At 55.2% G+C, this 16,772-nt stretch carries 29 protein-coding genes and 1 pseudogene; 29 read left to right on the forward strand and 1 reads right to left on the reverse strand.

The features are described 5' to 3' along the window. Window positions 1-86 (forward strand): EF-Tu C-terminal domain-related protein (locus AC2FIT_RS18615; protein WP_496831580.1); only part of this gene is annotated, 86 nt, incomplete at its 5' end. 256 nt (window positions 87-342) lie between these two features. On the opposite strand, the gene AC2FIT_RS18620 is transcribed toward AC2FIT_RS18615, so the two are convergent. Then, window positions 343-1,020: a DUF3800 domain-containing protein gene (locus tag AC2FIT_RS18620; RefSeq protein WP_496831511.1), complete on the reverse strand. Its 678-nt coding sequence runs from the start codon at window positions 1,018-1,020 to the stop codon at window positions 343-345. Between the two features lie 291 nt (window positions 1,021-1,311). Here AC2FIT_RS18620 and rpsJ point away from each other — a divergent pair, with 291 nt between their 5' ends. From rpsJ to rplO, 28 genes and pseudogenes are all read left to right on the forward strand, one after another. Further along, window positions 1,312-1,626 carry a 30S ribosomal protein S10 gene (rpsJ, locus tag AC2FIT_RS18625; protein ID WP_008756422.1) on the forward strand — a complete coding sequence of 105 codons (315 nt, stop codon included), beginning with the start codon at window positions 1,312-1,314 and terminating at the stop codon, window positions 1,624-1,626. A gap of 18 nt (window positions 1,627-1,644) precedes the next feature. Next, complete coding sequence (gene rplC / locus AC2FIT_RS18630; RefSeq protein ID WP_068340789.1) at window positions 1,645-2,379, forward strand: 50S ribosomal protein L3; 735 nt, start codon at window positions 1,645-1,647, stop codon at window positions 2,377-2,379. Next, on the forward strand, window positions 2,376-2,993 hold the full coding sequence (rplD, locus tag AC2FIT_RS18635; protein WP_170694153.1) for a 50S ribosomal protein L4: 618 nt from the start codon (window positions 2,376-2,378) through the stop codon (window positions 2,991-2,993). The genes rplC and rplD overlap by 4 nt, the downstream gene beginning before the upstream one ends. Continuing rightward, window positions 2,990-3,286 (forward strand): 50S ribosomal protein L23, encoded by a 297-nt coding sequence (locus AC2FIT_RS18640; RefSeq protein ID WP_496831512.1) that lies wholly within the window; start codon window positions 2,990-2,992, stop codon window positions 3,284-3,286. Before rplD ends, AC2FIT_RS18640 begins: the two co-directional genes overlap by 4 nt. Beyond that, on the forward strand, window positions 3,283-3,915 hold the full coding sequence (locus AC2FIT_RS18645) for a hypothetical protein (protein WP_496831513.1): 633 nt from the start codon (window positions 3,283-3,285) through the stop codon (window positions 3,913-3,915). Before AC2FIT_RS18640 ends, AC2FIT_RS18645 begins: the two co-directional genes overlap by 4 nt. A 2-nt stretch (window positions 3,916-3,917) precedes the next feature. Continuing rightward, window positions 3,918-4,004: pseudogene (locus tag AC2FIT_RS18650) on the forward strand (50S ribosomal protein L23); the annotation flags it as partial. 105 nt (window positions 4,005-4,109) lie between these two features. Then, window positions 4,110-5,840 (forward strand): ATP-dependent nuclease, encoded by a 1,731-nt coding sequence (locus AC2FIT_RS18655; RefSeq protein ID WP_496831514.1) that lies wholly within the window; start codon window positions 4,110-4,112, stop codon window positions 5,838-5,840. A 223-nt stretch (window positions 5,841-6,063) separates the two neighbouring features. Next, window positions 6,064-6,906, forward strand: a complete 843-nt coding sequence (gene rplB, locus AC2FIT_RS18660) for a 50S ribosomal protein L2 (RefSeq protein WP_008757664.1) — start codon at window positions 6,064-6,066, stop codon at window positions 6,904-6,906. A 3-nt stretch (window positions 6,907-6,909) separates the two neighbouring features. After that, complete coding sequence (rpsS, locus tag AC2FIT_RS18665; RefSeq protein ID WP_005980699.1) at window positions 6,910-7,188, forward strand: 30S ribosomal protein S19; 279 nt, start codon at window positions 6,910-6,912, stop codon at window positions 7,186-7,188. A gap of 3 nt (window positions 7,189-7,191) precedes the next feature. Continuing rightward, window positions 7,192-7,572: a 50S ribosomal protein L22 gene (gene rplV / locus AC2FIT_RS18670; RefSeq protein ID WP_496831515.1), complete on the forward strand. Its 381-nt coding sequence runs from the start codon at window positions 7,192-7,194 to the stop codon at window positions 7,570-7,572. Beyond that, on the forward strand, window positions 7,572-8,282 hold the full coding sequence (gene rpsC, locus AC2FIT_RS18675) for a 30S ribosomal protein S3 (RefSeq protein ID WP_008758042.1): 711 nt from the start codon (window positions 7,572-7,574) through the stop codon (window positions 8,280-8,282). The genes rplV and rpsC overlap by 1 nt, the downstream gene beginning before the upstream one ends. Before the next feature lie 12 nt (window positions 8,283-8,294). Further along, a complete protein-coding gene (gene rplP, locus AC2FIT_RS18680; RefSeq protein ID WP_058283513.1) occupies window positions 8,295-8,708 on the forward strand; it encodes a 50S ribosomal protein L16 in 414 nt (137 codons plus the stop codon). 236 nt (window positions 8,709-8,944) lie between these two features. After that, the gene (locus tag AC2FIT_RS18685) at window positions 8,945-9,565 is read left to right on the forward strand and encodes a 2OG-Fe(II) oxygenase family protein (protein WP_496831516.1); all 621 of its coding nucleotides are present in this window, start codon (window positions 8,945-8,947) and stop codon (window positions 9,563-9,565) included. Between the two features lie 65 nt (window positions 9,566-9,630). Further along, window positions 9,631-10,023, forward strand: coding sequence for a hypothetical protein (locus tag AC2FIT_RS18690; protein ID WP_496831517.1), 393 nt, complete (start codon window positions 9,631-9,633; stop codon window positions 10,021-10,023). A gap of 225 nt (window positions 10,024-10,248) precedes the next feature. Further along, a complete protein-coding gene (gene rpmC / locus AC2FIT_RS18695) occupies window positions 10,249-10,455 on the forward strand; it encodes a 50S ribosomal protein L29 (RefSeq protein WP_010437082.1) in 207 nt (68 codons plus the stop codon). 4 nt (window positions 10,456-10,459) lie between these two features. After that, complete coding sequence (rpsQ, locus tag AC2FIT_RS18700) at window positions 10,460-10,690, forward strand: 30S ribosomal protein S17 (RefSeq protein WP_068340771.1); 231 nt, start codon at window positions 10,460-10,462, stop codon at window positions 10,688-10,690. A 75-nt stretch (window positions 10,691-10,765) separates the two neighbouring features. Beyond that, window positions 10,766-11,134 (forward strand): 50S ribosomal protein L14, encoded by a 369-nt coding sequence (rplN, locus tag AC2FIT_RS18705; protein WP_068340767.1) that lies wholly within the window; start codon window positions 10,766-10,768, stop codon window positions 11,132-11,134. Between the two features lie 2 nt (window positions 11,135-11,136). Then, window positions 11,137-11,448 carry a 50S ribosomal protein L24 gene (gene rplX / locus AC2FIT_RS18710; RefSeq protein ID WP_496831518.1) on the forward strand — a complete coding sequence of 104 codons (312 nt, stop codon included), beginning with the start codon at window positions 11,137-11,139 and terminating at the stop codon, window positions 11,446-11,448. After that, the gene (gene rplE / locus AC2FIT_RS18715) at window positions 11,441-12,001 is read left to right on the forward strand and encodes a 50S ribosomal protein L5 (RefSeq protein WP_224892099.1); all 561 of its coding nucleotides are present in this window, start codon (window positions 11,441-11,443) and stop codon (window positions 11,999-12,001) included. Before rplX ends, rplE begins: the two co-directional genes overlap by 8 nt. A gap of 19 nt (window positions 12,002-12,020) precedes the next feature. Then, window positions 12,021-12,326, forward strand: coding sequence for a 30S ribosomal protein S14 (rpsN, locus tag AC2FIT_RS18720; RefSeq protein WP_068340744.1), 306 nt, complete (start codon window positions 12,021-12,023; stop codon window positions 12,324-12,326). Window positions 12,327-12,339: 13 nt separating this feature from the next. Beyond that, the gene (rpsH, locus tag AC2FIT_RS18725; RefSeq protein WP_068340741.1) at window positions 12,340-12,732 is read left to right on the forward strand and encodes a 30S ribosomal protein S8; all 393 of its coding nucleotides are present in this window, start codon (window positions 12,340-12,342) and stop codon (window positions 12,730-12,732) included. Between the two features lie 11 nt (window positions 12,733-12,743). Continuing rightward, on the forward strand, window positions 12,744-13,277 hold the full coding sequence (gene rplF, locus AC2FIT_RS18730) for a 50S ribosomal protein L6 (protein WP_068340739.1): 534 nt from the start codon (window positions 12,744-12,746) through the stop codon (window positions 13,275-13,277). 11 nt (window positions 13,278-13,288) lie between these two features. Next, on the forward strand, window positions 13,289-13,648 hold the full coding sequence (rplR, locus tag AC2FIT_RS18735) for a 50S ribosomal protein L18 (protein WP_068340737.1): 360 nt from the start codon (window positions 13,289-13,291) through the stop codon (window positions 13,646-13,648). A 115-nt stretch (window positions 13,649-13,763) separates the two neighbouring features. Further along, on the forward strand, window positions 13,764-14,342 hold the full coding sequence (gene rpsE / locus AC2FIT_RS18740; protein ID WP_496831519.1) for a 30S ribosomal protein S5: 579 nt from the start codon (window positions 13,764-13,766) through the stop codon (window positions 14,340-14,342). Between the two features lie 12 nt (window positions 14,343-14,354). After that, window positions 14,355-14,543: a 50S ribosomal protein L30 gene (gene rpmD / locus AC2FIT_RS18745; RefSeq protein ID WP_496831520.1), complete on the forward strand. Its 189-nt coding sequence runs from the start codon at window positions 14,355-14,357 to the stop codon at window positions 14,541-14,543. Window positions 14,544-14,846: 303 nt separating this feature from the next. Further along, complete coding sequence (locus AC2FIT_RS18750) at window positions 14,847-15,062, forward strand: DUF1127 domain-containing protein (RefSeq protein ID WP_068340734.1); 216 nt, start codon at window positions 14,847-14,849, stop codon at window positions 15,060-15,062. Window positions 15,063-15,233: 171 nt separating this feature from the next. After that, window positions 15,234-16,094 carry a hypothetical protein gene (locus tag AC2FIT_RS18755; protein WP_496831521.1) on the forward strand — a complete coding sequence of 287 codons (861 nt, stop codon included), beginning with the start codon at window positions 15,234-15,236 and terminating at the stop codon, window positions 16,092-16,094. A gap of 145 nt (window positions 16,095-16,239) precedes the next feature. After that, entirely contained in the window at window positions 16,240-16,713 is a 474-nt protein-coding gene (gene rplO, locus AC2FIT_RS18760) for a 50S ribosomal protein L15 (protein ID WP_496831522.1), read from the forward strand. Window positions 16,714-16,772 lie beyond the last annotated feature (59 nt).

The following is a 16,772-nucleotide window of genomic DNA, read 5'->3' on the forward strand; positions in this document are numbered from 1 at the left end:
TCGCGATGGAGCAGGGCCTCCGCTTCGCCATCCGCGAAGGCGGCCGCACCGTCGGCGCCGGCGTCGTGTCGAAGATTGTTGAGTAACAACGTCGCAAGACGTTGTTAGCGGTGGGCGGCAGTTGCTCCGCAGGAGCAATGAGAGCCCACACCGTTGAACTAATGAAGGCCGTCCCACAAAGGGGCGGCCTTTTCAATTAAGGCACAAGTAGCCTGCTCGATGGCGCTCCGATGCGATTAACTTGTACTTTATAGTTTGTTCGCTATATTTGAGCTAAAGGTTCCCCCCCGATGATAAGAACCCAAGGGGTTCTCCGTATGGTAGTTGGGGGGGTCAATTGCTCTAATAGTAGTGGCGCTTTCCGGTTCGAAAAATATCAAACTCGCTCTGAATCAAATGACGGATCGTGTCATATGTGCTGGTGTCTCCGTGTTCCCACTTTCTATAAATCGCCCAATTTAGGTAGTCTGCGACTTGGAGACCGTAGTGTGCCTTGGAAGCGTGATGCATAATTCGATAAGGAGTGTCGGAAGGCAACATTTCTTTGAGAATAGACTTAAGACCTTTTTCTATCGCCTTACGTTTGCGTGCGACAGGAATAGAGTCGGTTATGACTACTATTTCGCCAATTCCCTCCCGCGTGTTGTCCACAACATACCTCAGCAGATATCCAAGCATACGAGGATAGAACTTTTCCGGTGCTTGCAGTGCAGGGCCAGTCTTTGACTTCTCCACCAAAACGGCGTCAACCGAATTTTCAGTTAATCCATCCGCCAACATGTCAAAAACCCGACGCCTTACGTGAGCATTGTCGTCAGCACAATGAAAATGCTGAAGCTCAATACGGGGTCTGATTCTGTGCTCGATTAAGTCGTACTTGTAAGTATCCAAACTTGTGTGTAGCCGGAACGGCCTCCTCAAACTGACTGAGGTGATGCTGAAGAATTTGGTTCCGTTTTTGGAAAAATCGAAATTCCCACCCTCGTCGAGAAAAATGTACAGTGTTGAGAGGTCTTCCAATGCTTAATCCTAACGATATTTCTTGCTTCTTGAGACGTACCTCATAGGTTGTGTCGAGAAAAGAACAGGACGCCTTCTTTTCTGAGAGATTGGCAGACTAGGCTGAAACTTGTTGTCCAAGCATGAGCAAGACAACTTCCCCCTTGCCAAACCGCACCAACCCCACTATCACGCGCGAGTTCTCACTAAGAACATCAAGGCGGGGTGATTCCCGCCTTTTGGGTTCGATGAGGGTTGGCGATGCGCGCTTGTCCTCCTCTCAACTCCAACGCCTGATAAAAGGCTGTTAATATGCAAAGCCAAAACATCCGTATTCGGCTGAAGGCATTTGACTATCGCGTTCTGGATGCCAGCACGCAAGAGATCGTCAACACTGCCAAGCGGACCGGCGCGAACGTGCGCGGCCCGATCCCGCTGCCGAACAAGATTGAGAAGTTCACGGTTCTCCGTGGCCCTCACGTTGACAAGAAATCCCGCGACCAGTTCGAGATCCGTACGCACAAGCGTCTGCTCGACATCGTTGATCCGACCCCCCAGACCGTTGACGCGCTGATGAAGCTCGACCTGGCTGCTGGTGTGGACGTCGAGATCAAGCTGCAGTCGTAAGATCGGAGGGTATAGATTATGCGCTCTGGTATTATCGCAAAAAAAGTTGGCATGACCCGCCTGTTCATGGAAGACGGCAAGCAGATTCCTGTGACCGTTCTTCACCTGGACAACCTGCAGGTCGTTGCACAGCGTACCGCTGACAAAGACGGCTACACCGCCGTTCAGCTGGGCGCCGGTGCGGCCAAAGCAAAACGCACCTCGAAGGCCATGCGCGGCCACTACGCCGCCGCCAAGGTCGAGCCCAAGCGTAAGCTGGCCGAGTTCCGCGTCTCCGAAGATGGCTTGATTGATGTGGGCGCCGAAATTTCGGCAGAACACTTCCTGGAAGGTCAGAAAGTTGACGTTTCGGGTACCTCGATCGGTAAAGGCTTTGCTGGTGCGATGAAGCGCTGGAACTTTGGTGGTCTGCGCGCCTCGCACGGTGTTTCGATCAGCCACCGTTCGCACGGTTCGACCGGTCAGTGTCAGGACCCGGGCAAAGTGTTCAAAGGCAAGAAGATGGCCGGTCACATGGGTGCTGCCCGTGTAACCACCCAGAACCTGGAAGTCGTCAAAACCGACGCCGATCGTGGTCTGGTCTTCATCAAAGGCGCCGTTCCCGGACCGAAATCGGGCTGGGTTACCGTCAAGGACGCCGTCAAGAAGAAAGCACCGGAAGGCCTGCCTTTCCCGGCTGCTGTGAAATCGGCTGCAACTGAAGCGACCGAAGCTCCTGCGGAAGAAGCTCCCGCGGAAGGTGGTGAAGCATGAAACTTGATGTAATCAAACTGGACGGCGGTAAGGCCGGCAACATCGAGCTGGATGCAGACCTGTTCGGCCTTGAGCCGCGCGCGGACATCCTGCACCGTGTGGTCCGTTGGCAGCGCAACAACGCGCAGGCCGGCACCCACAAGGTCAAGACCCGCTCGGAAACCAGCTACTCGACCAAGAAGATCTATCGCCAGAAGGGCACCGGTGGCGCACGCCATGGTGACCGCAACGCGCCGATCTTCCGCAAGGGTGGTATCTACAAGGGCCCGACCCCGCGTTCGCACGGCCACGACCTGCCGAAGAAGTTCCGTAAGCTTGGCCTGCGCCACGCTCTGTCGGCAAAAGCCAAGGCAGGTGAACTGGTTGTGATCGAGAACGCCGAAGCTGAAGGCAAGACCGCCGCTCTGGCCAAACAGGTTGCAAACCTGGGCTGGAAACGCGCGCTCGTCATCGACGGCGCGACCGTGAACGAAGGTTTCCTGAAAGCGTCCAAGAACATCGAAGGTCTGGATATCCTGCCGTCGATGGGCGCAAACGTCTATGACATCCTCAAGCGTGACACCCTGGTGCTCACCAAAGCGGCTGTCGAAGCACTGGAGGCTCGTCTGAAATGAACGCGAAGGCAGAACACTACGATGTGATCCGCAAGCCGATCATCACCGAAAAGTCGACCATGGCGTCCGAAAACGGCGCGGTTGTCTTTGAAGTGGCGATCGACAGCAACAAGCCGCAGATCAAAGAGGCCGTTGAGGCGCTGTTTGGTGTGAAGGTCAAAGCGGTGAACACCACTGTGACCAAAGGCAAGGTCAAGCGGTTCCGCGGCCAGCTGGGTCGTCGGAAAGACGTCAAGAAAGCATATGTGACCCTGGAAGAGGGTAACACAATCGACGTGAGCACCGGTCTTTGATCCGACGCTTGCTGCGACTATTTACGGCCTCGGCGGTTCAACCCGCCGGGGCCGATTTCGTTTCGGACCCTGAAACTGTGCGTGCGCAGGTGCTGGAGCAAATGCGAACGTTCAGCGCCGAGCCCTATTTTCAGATTGCCGATGAAAAGCTGGGGCTGTTGTCGGTTTTCGACGATCTGAAATATGACCGGGCGGATGTGGATATGATCTCTCCGGCGATGCGCAAGCATGTGGTCGGCAAGCTTGGCTCGCTGGAGTTCCGCCAGATCTCGGGTACGGTGTTGGAGCACGCCGAAGCCGATATGCGCGTGCACATCCCCAAGTTCCACGCGCTCGGCGCGTCGCCCTTCGACATCGCGCGCTATACTGAGAAACGCCCGCAGGATTACTGCCTCCTGACGCCCACGCAGGTGGCCTGTCAGTTCGTGGATCACTATGAACTGGACGACGCGGTGCAGCGGATTGAGGCGCTGATTACGAAGCACCCGATCAACCTGCTCAAACTGGCGGATTATCTGGAAGGCAAACCCAAACACCGCGCCTTTCGCGAGGTGCTGGGCCATATCAAACTCAAGCAGCGAGTTGCGGTGGAGTCCGAGCCGCTGTGTCGCAGGCGATCTTTGGGGTGAACGGCCGACTGGGCCGTCGGAAAGACGTCAAGAAAGCATATGTGACCCTGGAAGAGGGTTACACCATCGACGTGAGCACCGGTCTCTGATCGGACCCGTCTTTGGAGAGAGATAAAGGCCCCCGCGAAAGCGGGGGTTTTTTTGTTTTAGACATTGATTTAGGGTCTGGCTAAATCAACCTAAGGAAGAAATTTGTGAAGCTAGTTTCGTTTTCTGTGGAAAATTATCGCTCTATTACAACGGCACGAAAAATTCCTCTTTCAGACTATTCTCTTTTGGTTGGGGCGAATAACGAAGGGAAGTCCAACATTCTTCATGCCCTAACGCTTGCTATGAACGCTCTGGTGGAATGGCATCGACAAGTGAGGAGGACCGTCGACGGAAGGCTGATAAAAAGCCCATCAGGAGCGGTAATTCGGCGCCACGGCCGGATTGGATATGATTGGGAGACAGACTTTCCGGTTGGCAAGCAAGGTCGAGCAACTGCTGCAAGCACCACAAACATTACGTTAGAATTTGAACTCGATGAGGCTGAAACGGCAGAGTTCAAAGAGGAAATAAAGAGCAATCTTAACGGAACGCTTCCGCTAATGATCGCTTTTGGTCAACGCACATTTGACGTGTCCGTCAGAAAACCCGGTCGAGGTCAAGCTACCCTCACAAAAAAGAGTACAAGAATAGCGGACTTTGTATCCCAGCGGATCAGGTTTGAGTACATTCCCGCAATACGGACGGCGCAATCTGCCACCAAAGTCATTTCTCGATTGGTTGAGCGGGAGCTTTATCGATTGGAAAGCGACCCTGAGTACGCAGGCGCTGTGAGAAAAATTGAAGAGTTGCAGCAGCCAGTTTTCGACGAGCTTGCAAACACAATTCAAACAACAGTTTCGAACTTTCTTCCGGGCGTTAAATCTGTCGAGTTGAAAAGCAGAAGCGAGTCTCGTTTCCAATCACTTCGACGTGACGTTGAAATCATTGTCGACGATGGCAATTTAACCAAGTTGCACCGCAAGGGGGATGGTGTGCAAAGCTTGGTAGCCCTTGCTTTGATGCGTCATGGTTCAGAGCAAAACGAAGAGGATGTGAGCACCGTAATTGCGATTGAGGAGCCAGAATCTCATTTGCATCCCAGAGCGGTACACGAACTTCGATCAGTGATTGAAACTCTCGCTCTAAAAAATCAAGTGGTTCTCACTAGTCACTCTCCACTATTTGTTAATCCGCACGACCTCAGAAATACGATTATTGTAAAATCTAGCAAGGCGGCTCCCGCATCTCACGTTGGAGAGATAAGGGACGCTCTTGGAGTTCGATTCTCGGACAATCTAGAAAACGCAAGATTGGTTCTTTTGGTAGAAGGTACCGACGATGCAAAGGTTCTGAAACAAGTTCTTCTCAACCGCAGCCCGATTTTGCAAAAGGCTTTAGAGGCCGGCACGGTGACTTTCGATCATCTAGGTAGTGCGAGCGGACTACGCCAGAAGGCATCGTTTTACCGTGCAGGCGCCTGCCTAGTACAGTGCTTCTTGGATGACGACAGCGCCGGGCAATCTGCCACTAAAAGAGCGCTTGATGACAAAGTGCTCAAGCTGCGAGATGTAAATTTATGTTCTGTTCCACATCTCGATGAAGCTGAGCTAGAAGATCTTTATGATAAGTCTGTCTATTCAAGCGCGTTCCTGGCTGAATTTGGCGTAGATCCCAAGAAGAAGCCGAAGGGTAAGATCAAACAAAAGTGGTCCTACTCTATTGAGCGTTTGTTTAAGGAGGCAGGAAAGCCTTGGAATGAAGCTATAAAATTCGAAGTAAAACACTGGCTAGCAGAGTTCGCGGCTGAGAATTCCGAGAGGATAATAAACCCCAAAATTTCAGGTCCGATCGAAAGTTTTATTTTGACTGCTGAAGAAAAGTTGCCGAGAGTTTAAAGCTGATGAGCTTCGGCGTACTTTGTTGTCAAGTTTCCTAGTGCGCCTATAGACACCCACCCCCAACACTGCTAAACGCTCCCAATCTTGCGGCCTCGGATTCGTTCCGGGGCCTCTGATATTTGAAACCGGGGACCTTCGGGGCCCTATACCCTTGGCACCTACGGGGGCCTATCACATAGCGGGGAAACTCCCTGCACTTGCTAAACGGAAGACAGAAAGCATGGCACTTAAGTCGTACAAGCCGACGACGCCGGGCCAGCGCGGGCTGGTGCTGATCGACCGTTCGGAGCTTTGGAAAGGACGTCCGGTCAAGTCTCTCACTGAGGGTTTGACCAAATCGGGCGGCCGGAACAACACCGGACGGATCACTTCACGCCGCCGCGGCGGTGGCGCAAAGCGTCTCTACCGGATCGTTGACTTCAAACGGAACAAATTTGATGTCGCGGCAACCGTCGAGCGGATCGAATATGACCCGAACCGGACCGCATTCATTGCACTGGTAAAATACGAAGACGGCGAGCAGGCATATATCCTGGCTCCGCAGCGTCTGGCTGTAGGTGATAAAGTCGTGGCATCCGCCAAGGCCGACATCAAGCCGGGCAACGCAATGCCGTTCTCGGGCATGCCCATTGGTACCATCGTCCACAACATCGAGATGAAGCCTGGCAAAGGTGGTCAGATCGCACGTGCGGCCGGTACTTACGCTCAGTTCGTTGGTCGCGATGGCGGCTACGCTCAGATCCGTCTGAGCTCGGGCGAGCTGCGCATGGTCCGTCAGGAATGCATGGCCACCGTTGGTGCCGTGTCCAACCCCGACAACTCGAACCAGAACCTCGGTAAAGCCGGTCGTATGCGCCACAAAGGCGTTCGTCCGTCGGTTCGTGGTGTTGCAATGAACCCGATCGATCACCCGCACGGTGGTGGTGAAGGTCGTACCTCGGGTGGCCGTACACCGGTTACACCGTGGGGTAAGGACACCAAGGGTAAGCGTACCCGTAACAAGAACAAAGCGTCCCAGAAGCTGATCATCCGCTCGCGGCACGCCAAGAAGAAGGGACGTTAATCTATGTCTCGCTCTGTTTGGAAGGGTCCTTTCGTCGATGCTTACGTGCTGAAAAAAGCCGAAGCAGCGCGCGAGTCGGGCCGCAACGAAGTCATCAAAATCTGGTCGCGTCGTTCCACCATTCTGCCCCAGTTCGTGGGTCTGACCTTTGGTGTGTACAACGGCCAGAAGCATATCCCCGTAAACGTCTCGGAAGACATGATCGGTCAGAAGTTCGGTGAATACTCGCCAACTCGTACCTATTACGGTCACGCCGCAGACAAAAAAGCGAAGCGGAAGTAAGTCATGGGCAAGGAAAAGAACCCCCGCCGCGTGGCTGAAAACGAAGCAATGGCGAAAACGCGCATGCTTCGCACCAGCCCGCAGAAACTGAACCTGGTTGCGCAAATGATCCGCGGCAAGAAAGTTGAAAAGGCTCTGACCGACCTGACTTTCTCGAACAAGCGTGTCGCGCAGGACGTCAAGAAGTGCCTGCAGTCCGCAATCGCGAATGCCGAAAACAACCACAACCTGGACGTTGACGAGCTGATCGTCGCCGAAGCATGGATTGGCAAGAACCTGGTCATGAAGCGCGGTCGTCCGCGTGCCCGTGGCCGTTTCGGCAAGATCATGAAGCCGTTCTCGGAGATCACCATCAAGGTGCGTCAAGTTGAGGAGCAAGCCTAATGGGTCATAAAGTAAATCCGATCGGCATGCGCCTGCAGGTCAACCGCACCTGGGACAGCCGCTGGTACGCCGACACCAAGGACTACGGTGATCTTCTGCTGGAAGACCTCAAGATCCGTGAGTTCATCAACAAAGAGTGCAAGCAGGCCGGTGTTGCCCGTGTGATTATCGAACGTCCGCACAAGAAGTGCCGCGTTACGATCCACACGGCTCGTCCCGGTGTCATCATCGGCAAGAAAGGTGCAGACATTGAAGTTCTGCGCAAAAAGCTTGCTCGCATGACCGACAGCGAACTGCACCTGAACATCGTCGAAGTGCGCAAGCCCGAGCTTGACGCGCAGCTGGTTGCCGAGTCCATCGCTCAGCAGCTGGAACGTCGTGTTTCGTTCCGTCGCGCAATGAAGCGCTCGGTTCAGAACGCCATGCGCATGGGCGCCCTGGGTATCCGGGTGAACGTCGCTGGTCGTCTGGGCGGCGCTGAAATCGCACGGACCGAGTGGTACCGCGAAGGCCGCGTGCCTCTGCACACCCTGCGCGCCGACATCGATTACGCACATGCCGAAGCGATGACCCCCTACGGGATCATCGGGATCAAGGTCTGGATCTTCAAAGGTGAGATCATGGAGCACGATCCGCAGGCACGTGACCGTAAAGCACAGGAACTCCAGGACGGCCCTGCACCTCGTGGTGCTGGTGGCGGTCGTCGCTAAGGAGGGAAAGATATGCTTCAACCAAAGCGTACTAAATTCCGCAAGATGCACAAAGGCCGGATCAAAGGCCTGGCCAAGGGCGGCTCTGATCTGAACTTTGGCACCTACGGCCTGAAAGCTCTTGAGCCTGAGCGTGTAACCGCACGCCAGATCGAAGCTGCACGTCGTGCCATGACGCGTCACATGAAGCGTCAGGGTCGTGTCTGGATCCGCATCTTTCCCGACACTCCGGTCACTGCAAAGCCGATCGAAGTTCGTATGGGTAAAGGTAAGGGTTCGGTCGATCGCTGGGCATGCAAGGTCAAGCCTGGCCGCGTGATGTTCGAGATCGACGGCGTCAATGACGACATCGCCCGCGAGGCCCTGCGCCTGGCCGCGATGAAGCTGCCGATCAAGACCCGCGTCGTGGTCCGCGAAGACTGGTAAGCGAATTGGGGCTTAGGCCTCGATCGTGACAAGATTGATCCCCGTCGGGAAACCGGCGGGGTTTTCTTTTCGGGGGCTCTGCCCCCGCCGCGGCAAGCCGCGACTCCCCGGGATATTTCGGGCCAGATGAACCAGGGGTATTCGTCTTCATCTGGCTAAAAATATCCCGGAGCGCGAGGCAGAGCCTCGCTAAACTCCCTATCGAAATCGCCGGGCGGTTGGTCTAATAGGTCTCTATGCCAAAAATTGAATCACTCTTCGTTACCCGTCTTTATCGCGCAGCTTTGTCCGAGTTCGATCCGAAGATCGACGCGGGAGAGTTGGAAAGCTCTTGTCTTGTCATCGCCGAGGATGATGAGGCCGGACAGGAATGGTGTGAGGAGAATGGCTATCCCGGTTATACCAGCTATGCCTCGCTGACCGATCTCCCCTGGCGTTTTCCGATCTTCGCCGATCTGGTAGCGGCATTGGACCAGCACGTGGCGGCTTTTGCCAAGGATTTGGAGTTCGATCTGGGCGAGGGAAAACTGAAGCTTGAGGACCTGTGGATCAACATCCTGCCCGAGGGCGGAATGCACTCCAGCCATTTGCACCCGCACAGCGTGATCTCGGGCACGACCTATGTTGCCATGCCCGAAGGGGCGAGTGCGTTGAAGCTGGAGGATCCGCGTTCAGGCCGCATGATGGCCGCGCCGACGCGGATCAAAGGCGGGCGACGGGATCTGCAGCCGTTCATCTATATGAAGCCGCAAGTGGGGGATGTCCTTCTCTGGGAAAGCTGGCTGCGCCACGAAGTGCCGATGAACATGGCCGAAGAGGAGCGGATTTCGGTGAGTTTTAACTATAAGTGGGATTGAGGGGCGAACGGGTAGAGCCCATCCGAATAAAAGCGCATTTGCCCATTGTATGCTAGGTATCCGTCGTGACATTGGCTGTACTTTTTAATGAAATTGAACCGCTCATTTTGGGCGACAACGAACAACCCGTTTATGCGGTTCGAGCGCGGTTACTACCATCGCTGTCTGATGCAATACTTGTCGCAGTTTTCGCGCCGACACTCATGATAATTCCGTGGGTGATAATACACTCCCTGTTTCGAAGAACCTTTTATGTAATCACCACCCAGCGAGTGATTGTGTTGGATTCCGGCGGTGCGGTGTGTGATATGCGCCTGTCTGTCATCGAGCAGTTTCGAGGATCAAAAACGGCTCTTTTGCTGCGCGGCGCGCGTCTAAAGCTGTGGCTTCCTCGCTTGCCGGACGCCTGGTACTTTGAAGACATCATTCGCCGAACGATCAAAAAGACATCAGAGTAGTATTGTGCGAAACTTATGAACGGCCTTGATATCTCACTGGTTGGGACGATGGTATTGTTCAAGTCACCAATCTTCCTCTTGCCACCCACCCCCTAAACCCTTATACGGCGGCATCCTGCGGTCTCCCGGCGTTGTCGGGCGATTCGTATGTCTATCATTCATCCACCAGGTCCAAGGTGACCCTGCAAGGGGGCCTTCTGGTGTTTTGAGCAAAGGAAAAAGGCGATGAACGCCCAAGAACTGCGTGACAAGACCCCGGACCAGCTCCGCGAGGAACTGGCCAACCTGAAGAAAGAAAGCTTTAACCTGCGCTTTCAACAGGCAACCGGTCAGCTGGAAAACACTGCTGGCATCAAAGCGGCCCGCCGCAATGCTGCCCGTGTCAAAACCATTCTGAACGAAAAGGCCGCTGCTGCGGCATCCGAGGAGTAATCAGATGCCCAAGCGTATCCTGCAAGGCACCGTGACCAGCGACGCCAATGAACAGACAGTAACCGTATCCGTCGAGCGCCGCTTTACGCATCCGGTTCTGAAGAAAACCATCCGTAAGTCCAAGAAATACCGGGCTCACGATGAAAAGAACGCCTTCAAGGTCGGTGACACAGTCCGCATCATCGAATGCGCACCGAAATCGAAGACGAAACGTTGGGAGGTTCTGGAGGCGTAAGTCACCAGAATATTCCATTTGTCGAAACCCTGGGGGACCTAAACAGAACAGCCCCCACAGGTCGGGAGAAACCACATGATCCAGATGCAGACCAATCTGGATGTTGCTGACAACTCCGGCGCACGCCGAGTTCAGTGCATCAAGGTCCTGGGTGGTTCCAAGCGTAAATACGCCTCCGTCGGCGACGTCATTGTCGTCTCGGTGAAGGAAGCCATCCCGCGCGGCCGCGTGAAGAAAGGTGACGTCCGTAAGGCCGTCGTCGTGCGCACCGCCAAGGAAGTCCGCCGTGAAGACGGCACCGCGATCCGCTTTGATCGCAACGCCGCCGTCATTCTGAACAACAACAATGAGCCGATCGGTACCCGTATCTTTGGCCCCGTTGTTCGTGAACTGCGCGGCAAGAACTTCATGAAAATCATCTCGCTGGCTCCGGAGGTGCTGTAATCATGGCTGCTAAACTCCGCAAAGGCGACAAGGTCGTCGTGCTGGCTGGTAAGGATAAGGGCAAAGAGGGAACCATTTCCTCGGTCGATCCTAAAGCTGGTAAAGCCGTGGTCGAAGGCATCAACATTGCCATCCGCCACACCCGCCAGTCGCAAACGTCGCAAGGTGGTCGTCTGCCTCAGGCAAACCCGATCGACCTGTCAAACCTGGCTCTGCTGGACAAAAACGGTAAAGCAACCCGCGTTGGCTTCCGCATGGAAGGTGACAAGAAGGTTCGTTTCGCCAAGACCACGGGGGACGTGATCGATGCTTGATACCGCAACCTATACCCCGCGTCTGAAAGCTCAGTACGCCGAAACCATCCGTGCCGCTCTGAAAGAAGAGTTCGGCTACAAGAACGACATGCAGCTGCCCAAGCTGGAGAAAATCGTTCTGAACATCGGGTGTGGTGCCGAAGCCGTCAAAGATTCGAAGAAAGCAAAAGCTGCTGTCGAGGATCTGACTGCGATTGCCGGTCAACAGGCCGTTGCAACCAAGGCGAAGAAGTCGATCGCGGGTTTCCGCGTCCGTGAAGATATGCCGCTGGGCGCGAAAGTGACCCTGCGCGGCGACCGGATGTATGAATTCCTGGATCGTCTGATCACCATCGCGCTGCCGCGCGTTCGTGACTTCCGCGGTGTGAAACCGTCTTTTGATGGTCAGGGCAACTTTGCCATGGGCATGAAAGAGCACATCGTGTTCCCGGAAATCGACTTCGACAAAGTCGATGAGGTCTGGGGCCTGGATATCGTAATTGCCACCACAGCGAAAACCGACGCTGAAGCGAAAAGCCTGTTGAAAGCATTCAACATGCCGTTCAACGCATAAGCGCCGGGAGGATTGAGACATGGCTAAAAAAGCAATGATCGAACGCGAGAAAAAGCGCGAACGCCTGGTGGCCAAATATGCCGCAAAGCGTGCCGAGCTGAAAGAAATCGCGAATGACGAGAGCCGCCCGATGGAAGAGCGTTTCAAGGCGCGTCTGAAACTGGCGAAACTGCCGCGCAACAGCTCGGCTACCCGTCTGCACAACCGTTGTCAGCTGACCGGTCGTCCCCACGCTTACTACCGTAAGCTGAAGGTCAGCCGTATCGCGCTGCGCGAGCTGGGTTCTGCTGGTCAGATCCCTGGCATGGTGAAATCGAGCTGGTAAGGGAGACATAGATATGAATGATCCTATCGGCGATATGCTCACCCGTATCCGCAACGCGCAAATGCGCGGCAAGTCCACCGTTTCCACCCCGGCATCCAAGCTGCGCGGTTGGGTTCTGGACGTGCTGGCGGACGAAGGTTACATCCGTGGCTATGAAAAGACGACCGGTGAAAACGGTCATCCGGCCATCGAAATCAGCCTGAAATACTACGAAGGCACCCCTGTTATTCGTGAGCTGAAGCGGGTCTCAAAACCCGGTCGTCGCGTTTACATGGGCGTCAATGACATCCCGCAGGTCCGTCAGGGTCTGGGTGTGTCGATTGTCAGCACTCCGAAAGGTGTGATGTCGGACGCAAACGCTCGCTCCAACAATGTTGGCGGCGAAGTGCTCTGCACCGTCTTCTAAGGAGGTCTGCAATGTCTCGTATTGGTAAAAAACCGGTCGAGCTGCCCAGCGGCGTTACCGCCTCTGTGTCTGGCCAGACCATCGAAGTCAAAGGTCCGAAAGGCACCCGCAGCTTCACCGCGACCGACGACGTAACTCTGTCGGTTGAAGACAACGTCGTGCAGATCAACCCTCGTGGCATGTCCAAGCGGGCGCGCCAGCAGTGGGGCATGAGCCGCACCATGGTTGCTAATCTGATTGAAGGCGTGACCAACGGCTTCAAGAAAGAGTTGGAGATCCAGGGTGTTGGTTACCGGGCTCAGATGCAGGGCAACACCCTGAAGCTGAACCTGGGCTACAGCCACGATGTTGATTTCGTTGCTCCGGAAGGTGTCACCATCACCGCACCGAAGCAGACCGAAGTTGTTGTGGAAGGTATCGACCAGCAGCTGGTTGGCGAAGTTGCGGCCAAGATCCGCGACTGGCGCCGTCCCGAGCCGTACAAAGGCAAGGGTATCCGCTATAAGGGCGAGTTTATCTTCCGCAAGGAAGGCAAGAAGAAGTAAGGACGAACACAATGGCAAACAGCAAAAGAACCCTGTTTCTGAAGCGCCGCCTGCGCGTTCGGAACAAACTTCGCAAGGTCAACGCGGGTCGTCCGCGTCTGTCCGTGCATCGCTCGAACAAGAACATCTCTGTTCAATTGATCGACGATGTGCGTGGCGTGACCCTGGCTTCGGCCTCGAGCCTGGAAAAGGACTTGGGCGTTGTTGGCAAGAACAACATCGAAGCGGCCACCAAAGTGGGCGCGGCTATCGCCGAGCGGGCCAAGAAGGCAGGCGTCGAAGAGGCCTATTTCGATCGTGGCGGCTTCCTGTTCCACGGCAAGGTGAAGGCTCTGGCCGACGCTGCGCGTGACGGTGGTCTGAAGATCTAAAACCTGCGGGCGGGTTTTGGTCCGCCCCGATGATCCGGGGGCCTCGGCAGCAGTCGAGGCTCACTTGGATTGAAGAAACGGCGCCGGAAGCGCCATATGAGAAAAGGGATGCCAAATGGCAGAACGTGAAAACCGTCGGGGCCGTGGCCGCGACCGTGAAGAAACACCGGAATTTGCAGATCGCCTGGTTGCAATCAACCGCGTGTCGAAAACCGTAAAAGGTGGTAAGCGCTTTGGTTTCGCCGCTCTGGTGGTTGTCGGCGATCAGAAGGGCCGCGTCGGCTTTGGCAAGGGTAAAGCGAAAGAAGTACCCGAAGCCATCCGCAAGGCAACTGAACAAGCCAAGCGTCAGATGATCCGCGTGCAACTGCGCGAAGGTCGTACCCTGCACCACGACATGACAGGCCGTCACGGTGCCGGTAAAGTGGTTATGCGCACCGCGCCTGAAGGTACCGGTATCATCGCCGGTGGTCCGATGCGTGCTGTGTTCGAAATGCTGGGCGTCAAGGACGTTGTGTCCAAGTCGCTGGGCTCGCAGAACCCGTACAACATGATCCGCGCCACCATCAACGGTCTGCAGAAAGAGCAGAGCCCGCGTTCGGTTGCGGCACGTCGTGGTAAAAAGGTTGCAGACATCCTGCCCAAGCGGGACGAAGCACCAGCGGCATCGGCGCAAGTCGCCGAAGAAGCGTAAGGAGAGCGAGTCATGGCTAAAACCATCGTTGTCAAGCAGATCGGTTCGCCGATTCGTCGCCCCGCTGAACAGCGCGCGACCCTGATCGGTCTGGGTTTGAACAAGATGCACAAGACCCGTGAGCTGGAAGATACCCCTTCGGTTCGCGGCATGGTCGACAAGATCCCGCATCTGGTTGAGATCATCGAAGAGCGCGGCTAAGCGCCAACCTTTCGAAGCAAAAGAAACGCCTCCGATGTATTCGGGGGCGTTTTTTGGTCGCAGCAGGTTGGTAGATGCGCCGCTTCAGGGTCCGAGGAAGCCACCCTTTCAACCGGGTGCCCCGGACCAATCGAAGTGTATCTCTGCGGCTTGAAAATTTCACGCTGGCCATTCCCTTAGTGCATAGCGGCTAGACCGAAACTTCGGTTGTTGGCGGTATCTGGCACGCTTATCTGACCGCTGTCCCCATAAAGGAACAGGAATAATCCGGAGAATACGCTCCGGTCAGGAAAGGACTCTCTAATGGCATATACAGCAACATCCTCTGGTCGCGGTTTCAGCGTGGCTGCCAGTCTCAGCAAATTCGTTGCGCAGGTGAGGAAATCGTTTGCGCTGCGTGCGGAGTACAGCCGCACATACTCTGAGCTGCAAGGCCTGACAGATCGCGAGTTGAACGACATCGGTGTACGTCGCTGCGACATAAAGGACATCGCGCGCGATCACACGTTCTGTTCGTAAATTGCGAACTCGGCCGTTTATCCAGAGGCGCCGTTTGGCGTCTCTTTTGGATTCAGCGCCCCTGGTGTCACGGCGACGGATTTTTTCACCAGCGGGATTGTGACGTCGTGCCGTATCAGGCAAATGCTATTGAAACGGCTTAGGTGCATCAATCCAACGGAATAAACTCTTATGGCGCGAGAATATCAGATCGGGATGCTGTGGGTCGACGGACCGCTGAGCTTTCTCGAACAGGTCTGCATCAAGTCTTATCTGGATGTCGGGCAGCATGTCTGCCTCTATTCCTACGGAGAGATACCAAACATACCGGACGGTACAGAGCGTCGTGATGCGCGGGAAGTCTTATCTGATGAGAACATCCTGACGCATGAGAGAACCGGCAGTCCTGCAGTTCATGCCGACAAGTTTCGGTATCGTATGCTTGCGCAGCAGCCAGATATGATTTGGGCCGATACCGATGCGTATTGCGTTAAGCCGTTCACGACGGATAACGGCCATTTCCACGGCAGAATCTCACCCAATGAGACGAACAATGGTGTGTTAAGACTGCCGGTCGATAGCCCGACTCTGTTTGACCTGATCGACTACACAGACAACCCCTACAGAATCCCTCCATGGCTCGCCAAGAGACATCGGCGCGACTTGATTAAGGACGCACGGGATGGAAATCCGCGTCATGCCGGTGAAATGCCCTGGGGCGTGTGGGGGCCGATTGCGCTGTCCTGGTTACTTGAGCAGAACGGCGAGGCTCGTTTCTCATTGCCTGAGCAATTCCTCTATCCAATTTCGTATGCGCATCGCAGGGTTTTGGGACGGCCCGGCGCCAACGCTGCGCGATTTGTCACGGATGAGACCATGTCGATCCACTTTTACGGACGACGCATGCGCTCGTTCGTAAGGAATAAGTTTGGTGGCATTCCTCATCCCGACAGTTTTTTGGGAGCGTTGGTTGAGAAGCATGGTATCGATCCTAGGGCTGCCCCGGTTCTGCCAAAACCTGAGACCGATACGACCGAACAGGATGACGACTAAGGCTTGAACGTGTCGATACGCTTGCCAAGCGATCTCAACAGTTCTATACGCCTCCGGTGGCTTTGTGGCCACGAGAATCGAAATCAAGAAATGCCGCGGTTGACCCATTACGCTTCGGGGTCATATCCGGCTTAGGAGAAGCGATATGAAACTGCATGAATTGCGCGAGAATCCCGGCGCCGCACCGAAACGGACACGCGTCGGCCGTGGTCCCGGCTCGGGCAAAGGTAAAATGGGTGGCCGTGGTATCAAAGGCCAGAAATCCCGTTCGGGTGTGGCTATCAACGGCTATGAAGGCGGCCAGATGCCGCTGTATCAGCGTCTGCCCAAGCGTGGCTTCAACAAGCCCAACCGCAAGGCATTCGCCGTTATCAACCTTGGCCTGATCCAGAAATTCGTCGACGCCGGCAAACTGGATGCGTCCGCTGCGATCACTGAAGATGCGTTGGTTGCGTCTGGTCTGGTTCGCCGCAAACTGGATGGTGTCCGCGTTCTGGCTAAGGGTGAAATCAGTGCAAAACTGAACCTGGAAGTGACAGGTGCTTCGAAAGCTGCCGTTGAGGCGGTTGAGAAAGCGGGCGGTTCACTGACGGTCACAAAAGCCGCTGCGGCAGAGTAAGCGCTTGTGAGCGGGGCAAGACCCGCTTACATAGACGTCAGAGTTTTCCCAAACGCCGC

Source organism: Ruegeria sp. YTSA135 (assembly GCF_059610165.1).

What these genes read in the sequence shown, in the direction of transcription:
- rplP (WP_058283513.1), top strand. Translation starts at nt 8,295, where the DNA reads ATGCTTCAACCAAAGCGTACTAAATTCCGCAAGATGCACAAAGGCCGG.
- rplC (WP_068340789.1), top strand. Translation starts at nt 1,645, where the DNA reads ATGCGCTCTGGTATTATCGCAAAAAAAGTTGGCATGACCCGCCTGTTC.
- rplO (WP_496831522.1), top strand. Translation starts at nt 16,240, where the DNA reads ATGAAACTGCATGAATTGCGCGAGAATCCCGGCGCCGCACCGAAACGG.
- AC2FIT_RS18755 (WP_496831521.1), top strand. Translation starts at nt 15,234, where the DNA reads ATGGCGCGAGAATATCAGATCGGGATGCTGTGGGTCGACGGACCGCTG.
- rpmC (WP_010437082.1), top strand. Translation starts at nt 10,249, where the DNA reads ATGAACGCCCAAGAACTGCGTGACAAGACCCCGGACCAGCTCCGCGAG.
- rplF (WP_068340739.1), top strand. Translation starts at nt 12,744, where the DNA reads ATGTCTCGTATTGGTAAAAAACCGGTCGAGCTGCCCAGCGGCGTTACC.
- rplD (WP_170694153.1), top strand. Translation starts at nt 2,376, where the DNA reads ATGAAACTTGATGTAATCAAACTGGACGGCGGTAAGGCCGGCAACATC.
- rpsQ (WP_068340771.1), top strand. Translation starts at nt 10,460, where the DNA reads ATGCCCAAGCGTATCCTGCAAGGCACCGTGACCAGCGACGCCAATGAA.
- rplV (WP_496831515.1), top strand. Translation starts at nt 7,192, where the DNA reads ATGGGCAAGGAAAAGAACCCCCGCCGCGTGGCTGAAAACGAAGCAATG.
- rplE (WP_224892099.1), top strand. Translation starts at nt 11,441, where the DNA reads ATGCTTGATACCGCAACCTATACCCCGCGTCTGAAAGCTCAGTACGCC.
- rpsN (WP_068340744.1), top strand. Translation starts at nt 12,021, where the DNA reads ATGGCTAAAAAAGCAATGATCGAACGCGAGAAAAAGCGCGAACGCCTG.
- rpsS (WP_005980699.1), top strand. Translation starts at nt 6,910, where the DNA reads ATGTCTCGCTCTGTTTGGAAGGGTCCTTTCGTCGATGCTTACGTGCTG.
- rpmD (WP_496831520.1), top strand. Translation starts at nt 14,355, where the DNA reads ATGGCTAAAACCATCGTTGTCAAGCAGATCGGTTCGCCGATTCGTCGC.
- rplR (WP_068340737.1), top strand. Translation starts at nt 13,289, where the DNA reads ATGGCAAACAGCAAAAGAACCCTGTTTCTGAAGCGCCGCCTGCGCGTT.
- rpsH (WP_068340741.1), top strand. Translation starts at nt 12,340, where the DNA reads ATGAATGATCCTATCGGCGATATGCTCACCCGTATCCGCAACGCGCAA.
- rplN (WP_068340767.1), top strand. Translation starts at nt 10,766, where the DNA reads ATGATCCAGATGCAGACCAATCTGGATGTTGCTGACAACTCCGGCGCA.
- rplB (WP_008757664.1), top strand. Translation starts at nt 6,064, where the DNA reads ATGGCACTTAAGTCGTACAAGCCGACGACGCCGGGCCAGCGCGGGCTG.
- rpsE (WP_496831519.1), top strand. Translation starts at nt 13,764, where the DNA reads ATGGCAGAACGTGAAAACCGTCGGGGCCGTGGCCGCGACCGTGAAGAA.
- AC2FIT_RS18750 (WP_068340734.1), top strand. Translation starts at nt 14,847, where the DNA reads ATGGCATATACAGCAACATCCTCTGGTCGCGGTTTCAGCGTGGCTGCC.
- rplX (WP_496831518.1), top strand. Translation starts at nt 11,137, where the DNA reads ATGGCTGCTAAACTCCGCAAAGGCGACAAGGTCGTCGTGCTGGCTGGT.
- rpsC (WP_008758042.1), top strand. Translation starts at nt 7,572, where the DNA reads ATGGGTCATAAAGTAAATCCGATCGGCATGCGCCTGCAGGTCAACCGC.
- AC2FIT_RS18640 (WP_496831512.1), top strand. Translation starts at nt 2,990, where the DNA reads ATGAACGCGAAGGCAGAACACTACGATGTGATCCGCAAGCCGATCATC.
- rpsJ (WP_008756422.1), top strand. Translation starts at nt 1,312, where the DNA reads ATGCAAAGCCAAAACATCCGTATTCGGCTGAAGGCATTTGACTATCGC.
- AC2FIT_RS18685 (WP_496831516.1), top strand. Translation starts at nt 8,945, where the DNA reads ATGCCAAAAATTGAATCACTCTTCGTTACCCGTCTTTATCGCGCAGCT.